7 protein-coding genes and 1 pseudogene are annotated in these 9551 nt (G+C 69.3%); 4 read left to right on the plus strand and 4 right to left on the minus strand.

Annotated elements, in window-relative coordinates:
• Positions 1-1327 (plus strand): annotated as a pseudogene (locus VF697_RS31200) (hypothetical protein); the annotation flags it as partial.
• Positions 1314-2072 (plus strand): hypothetical protein, encoded by a 759-nt coding sequence (locus VF697_RS31205; protein WP_331100652.1) that lies wholly within the window; start codon positions 1314-1316, stop codon positions 2070-2072. The pseudogene VF697_RS31200 and the gene VF697_RS31205, both read left to right, overlap by 14 nt.
• Here the strand turns inward: VF697_RS31205 and VF697_RS31210 are convergent.
• On the minus strand, positions 2069-2299 hold the full coding sequence (locus tag VF697_RS31210; RefSeq protein WP_331100654.1) for a twin-arginine translocase TatA/TatE family subunit: 231 nt from the start codon (positions 2297-2299) through the stop codon (positions 2069-2071). The genes VF697_RS31205 and VF697_RS31210 overlap by 4 nt on opposite strands.
• A 109-nt stretch (positions 2300-2408) precedes the next feature.
• On the opposite strand from VF697_RS31210, the gene VF697_RS31215 reads away from it, so the two are divergent.
• On the plus strand, positions 2409-3137 hold the full coding sequence (locus VF697_RS31215; protein WP_331100656.1) for a glycerophosphodiester phosphodiesterase: 729 nt from the start codon (positions 2409-2411) through the stop codon (positions 3135-3137).
• Here the strand turns inward: VF697_RS31215 and VF697_RS31220 are convergent.
• The 3 genes from VF697_RS31220 to VF697_RS31230 form a co-directional block, all read right to left on the minus strand.
• Positions 3134-4069: a hypothetical protein gene (locus tag VF697_RS31220; protein WP_331100658.1), complete on the minus strand. Its 936-nt coding sequence runs from the start codon at positions 4067-4069 to the stop codon at positions 3134-3136. The two genes, VF697_RS31215 and VF697_RS31220, sit on opposite strands and share 4 nt — an antisense overlap.
• 161 nt (positions 4070-4230) lie before the next feature.
• Positions 4231-7443, minus strand: coding sequence for an MXAN_5808 family serine peptidase (locus tag VF697_RS31225; protein WP_331100660.1), 3213 nt, complete (start codon positions 7441-7443; stop codon positions 4231-4233).
• 223 nt (positions 7444-7666) lie between these two features.
• Positions 7667-8476 (minus strand): EI24 domain-containing protein, encoded by an 810-nt coding sequence (locus VF697_RS31230; RefSeq protein ID WP_331100662.1) that lies wholly within the window; start codon positions 8474-8476, stop codon positions 7667-7669.
• A 60-nt stretch (positions 8477-8536) separates the two neighbouring features.
• On the opposite strand from VF697_RS31230, the gene VF697_RS31235 reads away from it, so the two are divergent.
• The coding region (locus tag VF697_RS31235) for a glutamate--cysteine ligase (RefSeq protein WP_331100664.1) at positions 8537-9551 on the plus strand (1015 nt) is incomplete at its 3' end.

The raw sequence follows: 9551 nt of genomic DNA on the forward strand, positions 1-9551 counted from the left end.
CCCCCCGGGCGTCTCCGGCGCGGCCGCCCCGCCGGTGCCGGCCACGCCCCCGCTCGCGCCCCGGCGCCGCGCGCCGGTCTCCGTCGAGGAGGACGACCCGTTCTCGCTGCCTCCGGAGGACGCGCCGACGATGTCGGCCACGCCCACGCTGCCTCCGTCCCGGAGCGCCGCGCCCGGGCCCGTGCCCGTGCCGGACTCGGGGGAGATGGAGGGGCTCGAGGGCAACAACCCCTTCGTCGCGTTCGACCCCGTGGCCGCACTGCCTCCGGCTCCCGCGGCCCGGAGTGCCGCGCCCGCGCCCGTGCCGATTCCCGATTCGGGGGAGATGGAGGGGCTCGAGGGCAACAACCCGTTCGTTTCGTTCGACCCTGTGTCGGCGCCGCCTCCGGCTCCCGCTGCTCCAGCTCCGAGCCCCGCGCCGTCGGGTATCCCGGACTGGGGTGCGCCCCAGCAGGCCGCGCCGTCGGGCATCCCGGATTGGGGTGCGCCTCAACAGGCCGCGCCGTCGGGCATCCCGGACTGGGGCGCCCCGCAGACGGCCCCGGCGACGCCCGTGGCTCGAGCGGAAGCCCAGACAGAGCGCAATCCGTTCCCCCTCCCGGACTTCCCGGGACCAGGCGAGGCGCCTCCGAGCCGGGAGATCCTCCCCGACCTGCCGTCGATGACACCGACGGTCGCGCCGCCGGTGATCGCCGTCGCGCCCGCCGAGCCCGCGAAGAAGAAGAAAGAGGCCTCCGACGGCCAGGGCCCGCGCCTCGTGCAGCGTCTGGCCGCGGTGGCCGCGCAGTTCGTGGTGGCGGCGGTGCTGGTGGTGGGCCTCGTCGCCGTGGGTGGTGCCTGGCTCAACGACGGCAAGCTGGAGCTGTCCGCCCTGTCTCCCGCGAAGATGCGGGAGATGGTGTCGCCCACGCGGCCCCTGGTGGCGAAGGACCTGTCCAACGGCCTCTACGAGGCTCGCGACGGCCACACCCTCTTCTTCGTCCGGGGCGAGGTGGAGAACCGTGGCACCGCGCCCGTCCGGGTGAAGGCGCTCGTCGCGGTGTACGACGGGGACCAGCGGGTGAAGTCGGCCGAGGGCCTCGTGGGCGCCGTGCCCACGCCCGAGGAGCTCTACTCGCTCCAGAAGGTGGATGAGGCCACCCTGCTGCGCACCCGCCTGGACGCCGCCGCCAAGGAAGTGGCTCCGGGGGCTCGGGCGCCTTTCGTCGTCTTCTTCTACGAGTACCCCTCGGACCTGAGTGGCTTCCGGCTCGAGGTGACGCTCGAACCGCAGGGCGAGCTCGCCGCCGGAGGGACCCAGGAGAAGGCGGGCAATGGCCAGCCGTGAGGAGGCCAAGACCGTCGTCCGGCGGCTCCACGCGCTGAGCGGCAGTGCGGAGATCGTCCGCAAGGCCGCCGCGCGCGAGCTCGCGAAGCGGGATCCGCTGGACACCAACGAGCTGCTCCACGAGGTCATCTTCCTGGCCCGTGCGGGCTGGACGCCGGCCACCTGCGTCCTCTCCGCCTTCGTGGCGGCGCTGGGCCTGGAGGCCGCGAGCATTCCCTACGCGGACTCGCTGCGCCGCATGGCCGAGGTGCAGTCGCTTCAGTCGGTGGCGGACCTGTTCGCGACGGCACCGGCCCGCAAGGAGCTGGACGAGGGCGCGGCGGCCAAGGCGGACGCCAAGGCCTTCACCCAGTCGCTGGGGCACCTCAAGCAGCAGGCCCGGCTCACGCGGGATCCGGACGTGCTCTCGCGGATGGCCACGGTGAGCAACCCCCTGGTGGTGCGCAACGCGCTCATCAACCCCCGTCTCACCGAGGACCTGGTGGTGCGCATGGCGGCGCGTCGCCCGGCCCGGCCCGAGCCGCTGGTGGAGATCTGGAAGTCGCCGCGCTGGTTCTCGCGCCACGCGGTGCGCCGCGCGCTCGTCTTCAACCCGTACCTGCCGCCCGAGGTGGGGGTGAAGATCGTCCCCCTGCTCAACGCGAGCGACCTGGAAGAGCTGGCCGCGGACACCTCCGTGCACCCCTCGCTGCGCGAGCAGGCCTCACGCCTGCTGGCCGGAGGGGGCAGCGTCGGAGAGCGTTAGCCGCGCCGGGAGTTGGGGTCGTTCGTGTCGACGTCGATGACGTCCTGGCCGCGCTTGGAGCGGGGCAGGGGCTTCACGTCCACGAAGTCCTGCCCCTTGGCGGCCTTCTTGAACGAGTAGACGAACCGGCCCACGGCATTGCCGAGCTGTCCCATCCGAGCGGCGGAGAACACCACCACCAGGATGAAGCCAATGAAGAGGATCTCTCCGGTTCGCAGCCCCAGCATGCGGCGCACAGTGCAGCAAAGCCTCGGGTGAGGCAAGCCGCCTGTCACACCCTGGACGGCTCCGTTCGGGACGCTCGCCCGCCGGGCCGGCCTGTCGCACACTGGGAGCATGCTCCTGCTCGCTCACCGTGGTGCCAGCGCCGACGCTCCGGAGAATACCCTCGCCGCCTTCCAGGAGGCCGTGGCCCAGGGGGCCGACGGCGTGGAGCTGGACGCCATGGTGTGCGGCTCCGGCGAGGTGGTGGTGTGCCATGACGAGCACCTGGAGCGGCTCGCCGGCCTGCCCTGGGAGGTGCGCACCACGTCCTGGTGGAAGCTGAAGCAGGCGGACGTGGGCAGCCGGCTCGGCTTCGCGCCCGCGCGCATCCCCCTGCTGGAGGAGGTGCTGGACGCGCTGCCCTCGCACTTCCTCATCAACATCGAGCTCAAGTGCGACCACTTCGACGACGGCGGCCTCTCCCAGAAGGTGGCGGAGATCGTCACCCGCCGCGCCCTGTCCGAGCGGGTGGTCATCTCCAGCTTCAACCCGCTGTGCCTCTTCCGGACGGCGGCCGCCGCGCCCTCACTGCGCCGCGGCTTCCTCATCGACCCGGACAAGCGCTGGGGGCCGCAGGCCTACCTGGTCAACCCGCTCGTCTCCTCGCACTCGGTGCACCCGTATTACGAGCAGTGCACCCCCGAGCGCATGGAGGAGTGGCACCGCCGGGGCCTGCGCGTGGCGGTGTGGACGGTGGATGACGCGGAGCGCGCCCGGGCGCTGGAGCACATGGGCGTCTCCTACCTCATCACCAACACGCCCCGTGCCCTGCGCGAGGCCCTGCGTGGCAAGGCGGCCTAGAAGTCCAGGCCGAGCGTGGTGCTGAAGGCCAGCACCGCGGGCAGGGAGCGGTTCGCCGTCGTGCCCGTCTCGGCGTTGGTCACCGGGATGGGGCCCTGCTGGGTGAGGGACACCTCGGCGCCGAGCTGCAGCGCGCCGCCGATGAAGCGCACGCCGCCGTAGAAGCGCTTGTTGATGTTCTCGCTCCACTTCACCTCATCGTAGACGCCGGTGTTCTTCAGGCCGACGAGGGGATCGGCGGGGTTGAGCGTGCTATTGAGCGTGCGGCCCTGGTTGAAGTCGAGCATGTCCGTGTTGGCGATCACGCCCACCAGGTCGAGGCCGCCGTAGGGGGTGAGCGTCACCATGCCGCCGAGCGGGAACTGCTTGCCCACGCCCAGGTCCACGCCGGCCGCCGTCAGGTTGAAGTCGTTGTTGCCCATCAGGCGCGTCACATGCGCGCGCACGGCGATGTCCGGCAGCCAGGTGAAGCCCTCGTTGACGGCCCACTTCAGCTCACCGGTGCCGGCGAACAGGCGGCTGCGATCCACCCAGCCCACGCGCGCTCCCAGCTCCAGGGAGAAGGGCAGGCCCTTGCGGAAGTGCGCCGAGGGCAGCAGCAGCGAGTCCGTCTGCGGCCGCTCCGTGGGCAGGCGCACCGAGGAGGGCAGGGAGATGACGCCGAGCTCCGCGTTGAGGGCGAAGCCCGCGTGGCCCAGCGTCTCCGGCGGCATCAGGTTCGCCGAGGTGAGGACCGCGGCGAAGGTGCGGGCGAAGGCGCGGAAATCACCGTTGGCCTCGGGGTTGAAGTTCACCGAGGGCGTAGTCGACGTCGAACTCTCGAATCGGTTCGGGTTGCCCAGCTTGGTGATCTGAATATCGTTGCGATCCGCGTACGCGGCGGGGCCGCACACCAGCACCGCGAGGGCCATCCAACGGCTGAACGTCCGCATCCTGAGTACCGCCTCCCAGGCGCACGTCGGGCGAACGGCGCCAACGGAGCGGACGCTAGCGTGCGAGCGAGGAAAGCGTCAATAAAACGGGCGGCTTCCGAGAGGGCTGGTGAGCCCCGACGAAAGCCGCCCGGAGGCAGCCGAACAGTGGCGCTACTTCGTTACGGCGTCGCCGACTTGGCCGGCTTGGTGGCCGAGGCCGCCGGAGGCGTCACCTTCTGGGCCACCTCGGCGGGACGGCGGCGGATGACCAGCGTGCGACGGCTGGCGAACTCGGTGCTCTCGCGCGCCACCACCAGGATGCTGTTGTTGCCCTCCTTGAGGGAGAACTCGGTGGTGAACTTGAGCTTGCGCGGCTCGCCCTGCTTCGCGTTCGCGTCCACGCCCTGGAAGTACACCTTCTGGTCGTTCACCAGGACGTACATGTCCAGCAGGCCGGTGACGTCGCTCACCTCTCCAGAGAGGGTGAACTTGTCGCCGTTGGCCACCAGGCCGCCCTGGCTGGCGTCCACGTCCAGCTTGATGTCCGGCGGCGAGCGGCGGGCCACGAAGGAGATGTCCTTGGCGGGCGAGGGCTTGCCGCGAGCGTCGCGGGCGTCCTGGGCGCGCACGAAGGCGAAGCGGTCCTTCTCCAGCTCCACCCGGTAGAAGCCCTTGGCCGAGGCCTCGGTGTTGAGCATCACCGGGCGGGTGAGCTTGGCCAGCACCGCGCCGTCCTGCTGCGGGGAGGCCAGCAGCTCCACCTTCTCCGCGAGCTTCACCAGGCCCTTCTTCGGCTCGAACTTCGCCACCGCGCCGTCCGCCACGGGGATCTGCAGCTTCTCCATGGCGAACTCCTCGAGCGGCTCGTCGACGATGGCCAGCTTGAGCGGGAAGGTCTCCTCGCGGAAGCCCTTCTTCACCTCGAGCTGGAAGCGCGCCGTCTTCGTCTCGCCCGGGGCCATCTCGCCCAGCTTGAAGCGGCCCTTCTCGATGAAGATGTTCGGGTCGCCGACATTCTTGATCTGCGCGAACGAGTCGAGCGCCTTGCCCTTGCCGGTGTTCGTCACGTCCATCACCAGGGTGATGTCCTCGCCGCGCTGGGCGACGCCATCCCCGTTGCAGGACTCGCAGTTGTCGACGACCTGCCAGTTGAAGGCGAAGGCGGGACGGGGCAGCTCGGCGAAGCTCAGCTCGCTGACGAGCGTGGTGGGCAGGGCCCCGTTGTCATCGTGGAACTTCACGGTGACCTCGTCGCGGCGGGAGGTGAGGTCCTTGGGCAGCTTGACCTTCACCTTCCACGTCTTCTTCTCACCCGGAGCCAGGCTGCCGATGAGGAACTCACGGCGGTCCAGGTAGTAGTTGTCGCTCTCCGTCCAGGCGCGCACGCGCTTGAGGGGCTCGCTGCCCTTGTTCTCCGCGGTGACGGCCAGGTCGAACGTGTCACCCGCGTTGATGCGCTGGTCGACGCTGGGGGTGAAGGTGGCGGCGAGCTTCACGTCCTTGGGCGTGGCGCCCGTGCCCCAGTCCACGTTGAGCGCGCTGATGGCGGCGTTGATGCGCTGCTCCTCCTCGCGGCGCTTCTGCTCCACGAAGCTCTTGCCCTTCTGCAGCATGGCGCGCCGATCCGTGAGGGGCACCTGGAGGACGTAGTCGCGGGCGAACTGCACCTCGAAGTCCTCCTTCACCTCATCCTGGCTCTCGGCGTCCATCTGGTCGTCCAGCTCCTCGCCCGAGCCCACCGACTCCACGTCCAGCAGCGGGTTCTTCTCCCCCTTGGTGGCCACCTCGGGGTTCTTGTCGGCCTCTTCCTTCTTGGCCTGGGCCTGCTGCTGCTGCTTCTCGTCCAGCTTGAGGTACTTGAGCGACTCCAGCGGCTTCTCGCGGCCGAGCACGTCCTCGCGCTTCTTGGCCACCGAGTCCGAGTTGGGGTTGCCGAAGTGCTGGTCCAGGTCCGCCTCGCCAATGGTCTTGCGCGGGGCGAACACCAGCACGCGCTCGTCGGTGACGGCCGCGGGCACCAGCTCGATGTCCGGGACGATGCCGACCTCCTGGATGGAGACGTCGCCCGGGGTGAGGTACTTGGCGATGGTCAGCTTGAGCGCGCTGTCATCCGGGAAGTCGTAGAGCACCTGCACGCTGCCCTTGCCGAACGTCTGGCGGCCGATGATGACGGCGCGGATGAGGTTCTTCAGCGCGCCAGCGACGATCTCCGAGGCCGAGGCGCTGCCCGCGTTCACCAGCACGGCGATGGGGTAGGTGTCCTCGCCCTCGTCCGGCCGGGCCCGCTTCTCCTCACGCAGCTTGTCCGACAGGCCCACCGTCGAGACGATGGTGCCGCTGGACACGAAGGTGTCCGACACCTGGATGGCCTGCTCGAGCAGACCGCCCGGGTTGCCGCGCATGTCCAGCACCACGCCCTTGAGCCCGCCCTTGGCCTCGGTCTGACGGCGCATCTCGGAGAGGGCCGCCTGCAGGTCGCGCGTGGTGTTGCCCTGGAAGTTCTTCAGGCGCACGTAGCCCACGTTGCCGGCCAGCAGCTTGGACTGCACGCTCTCGATGGAGATCATGGCGCGGTTGAGCGTCATGTTGCGCGGCTTGTCCCAGCCCTTGCGCTCCACGGTGATGGAGACGCGGCTGTCCACGGCGCCGCGCAGCTTGGACACGGCCTCGTTGAGGTCCATGTTGACGGTGGACTCCTCGCCAATGCGCTTGATCTGATCGTCCTTCTGGATGCCCGCGCGGTAGGCCGGCGTCTTGGGCAGCACCTTGACCACGGTGAGGTTGCCCTCGCGCATCTGGATGACGAAGCCCAGGCCACCGAACTCCCCCTTGGTGGACAGCTTCATCTCCCGGTACACCTCGGGGCGCAGCAGCACCGAGTGCGGATCCAGCGTGGAGAGCATCCCGTTGACGGCCGCGTACTCGATGTCGCGGGTGTCATCCATGGGACGCATGTTCTTGTTCACGAAGTCGAAGACGTCCTTGAGCGTGAAGGACATCTTCCACAGCGAGTCCACGTGGCTGATGTCGAACTCGCGCTTCTGGCCGTTGACGTTGACGTGCAGCTTGCCCGTCTCGGCGTTGCCGTCCACGAGCACGTCCGGGACGCTCTTCTCCACGTACTCCAGCGCGGAGATCATCATCTCCTTGGGCCGCACGCGCTTGGGGTCGACGTAGTTGTCCTTCACATAGAGGATGACCTTGGTGAAGACGCGCAGGGAGGAGAGGTCATGCTGACCCTTCTCGCCCGCGACACGGCTGGAGTCCGAGCTGCCCTGGCCGGCCTCCGCCGCGCCGAGTGTCAGGGGGAGTGGTGCCCGGTCATTTCCGACGAGGGCCCAGGCGCCAAGTAGGACGGCGACGGCGGTGATCCGGCGAAAGAGTCGCGGCATGGTTCATCCAGGAGGGGTTGGAAGACCCCGGGGGTGATGCGTGAAAAACCCAGTAAATCCGAGTAGATGGGAAGAAATGGAAGCGCCGGGAGCGACCGAGCAAGCCTAATCACGGACTCTCGGTGCTTCAAGCCGCTGCCTTCCCGCAACGTTGGAGAACGCCATGAGGGCGCGCTGCGTTCCCGCGTGAGGTCCACCGGATCGAGACAACCGGCCGGACGGATTATTTCCCGAGGGCCCTGGAAGGAGGGGGGGCAACGTTCCCCACCGCACGCAACCCCCGGTAGAGCAGCGTGCCGCCAACCACCGCCACCGGGAGGAAGAAGGTATTGAGGAGGGGGATCCACAGCAGGATGTAGACCCCCACCCCGAAGCCCAGGCAGAGCAGCCAGCGCTGACCCAGCACCCGACGGACCTCGGCGAAGGGGTACCCGTGGCGCGTCATGGGCGCCGCCAGATGCTCACCGGCCAACCAGAGCATCGTCCACACGCTGCCGAGCACCGTCCAGAGCACGTTGCCCGCCACCGGCACGAGGTTGAGCGGGAAGAGCACGGCCAGCCCCAGCAGGAGGAAGAAGACGCGCGCCAGGGTGTGCGCCACGCTGGTGACCAGGCCCTGGAGGAAGGGCCCCAGCCGGAAGGGGGGCGAGGCGAAGTCCCCGCACAGCTCCTCGGTCTTCTCCGAGAGGGGGTCCTGGAGGGGGGCCAGCACCAGGGGCAGGGTGACGTTGGCCCCCACCACCAGCAGCACGAGGAAGAGCAGCGCCAGGACGAGGTACCAGAGGATGCGGCCATACCAGGCCGTGGGGAGGGTCCACATCCACCCCAGGAGCTGCGGGGTGTACACCCAGAGGAGGGCGAAGAGGCCTCCCAGGGCCACGAGGGTGACGACGGCACAGAGGGCGGACAGGCCCAGCAGCCGGGGGGAGCGGAAGATGAGGCCCCAGGCTTTGCCCAGCAGGGCAAGCCCTTGAAAGAAGTCCGACGGACCGGACCGGGCGGAGAAGGTGGGCACCGGGGAGGGGGGGGTCATCTTCGAGACGATGCGCAAATGACGGCGACGGGGTCAATGACGGTTATAAAGGGGCCCGACATGTCCCTCGATCTTCAGCGTGCTGTCTCCGAGCCCATCACCTCCATCGACATGCTGTTGGCCGGCTTCCGTTCCGCCGAGAAGCCCCGGTCCCAGCACCGGCTCGGGCTCGAGCACGAGAAGTTCGTCTACCCCGTCCAGGTCGCGCGGCCCGTGCCCTACGAGGGGCCCTCCGGAATCGGCGCCCTGCTGGAGCGCATCGCCCCGGCCGGCTACACCCCCTTCCGGGAGACGCCGGAGTCGCCCGTCATCGCCCTGCAGAAGGGCATGCTCACCATCTCCCTGGAGCCGGGCGGGCAGCTGGAGCTCTCGGGCTCGCCCCTCCACACCGCGCGCGAGGCCCACGCGGAGAACCTGGCCCACCTGGCCGAGGTGAAGGCCGCCGCCGAGCCGCTCGGGCTGCGACTGGTGGCCCTGGGCTACCGGCCCTTCGTGACGCCCGCGGACATGCCGTGGATGCCCAAGACGCGCTACCTGGCCATGCGCCAGAGCCTCCCCGAGCGCGGCCGGCTGGCGCTCAACATGATGTTGATGACCTCCACCGGTCAGGTCTCCCTCGACTGGGAGGACGAGGCCGACTGCGTGCGCAAGACGGTGCTGGTGGCGCGGCTGTCGCCACTCATGAATGCCCTCTACGCCAACAGTCCGCTCGTGGACGGCAAGCCCTCGGGCTACCTGTCCTTCCGCAACCGCGTCTGGGACGAGGTGGACCCCACGCGCTGCGGCTACCTGCGCGCCTTCTTCGACGGCTCCTTCTCCTACCGCGCCTATGTGGAGTGGGCCCTGGATGCCCCCATCCTCTTCCTGCGCCGGCGCGGGGAGTACCTCCGCCCGAAGATGAGCTTCCGCCAGTTCATCCAGCAGGGCTTCGAGGGTAGCCCCGCCGACATGAGCGACTGGACGGATCATCTCTCCACGCTCTTCCCCGAGGTGCGGCTGAAGAAGGTCGTCGAGGTGCGGGGCGCGGACTGCGTGTCGGCGCCGATGACGGGCGCGCTCGCGGCGCTGTGGCGCG

Origin of the sequence: Archangium sp., assembly GCF_036388035.1 — a bacterium.
GTDB lineage: Bacteria > Myxococcota > Myxococcia > Myxococcales > Myxococcaceae > Archangium.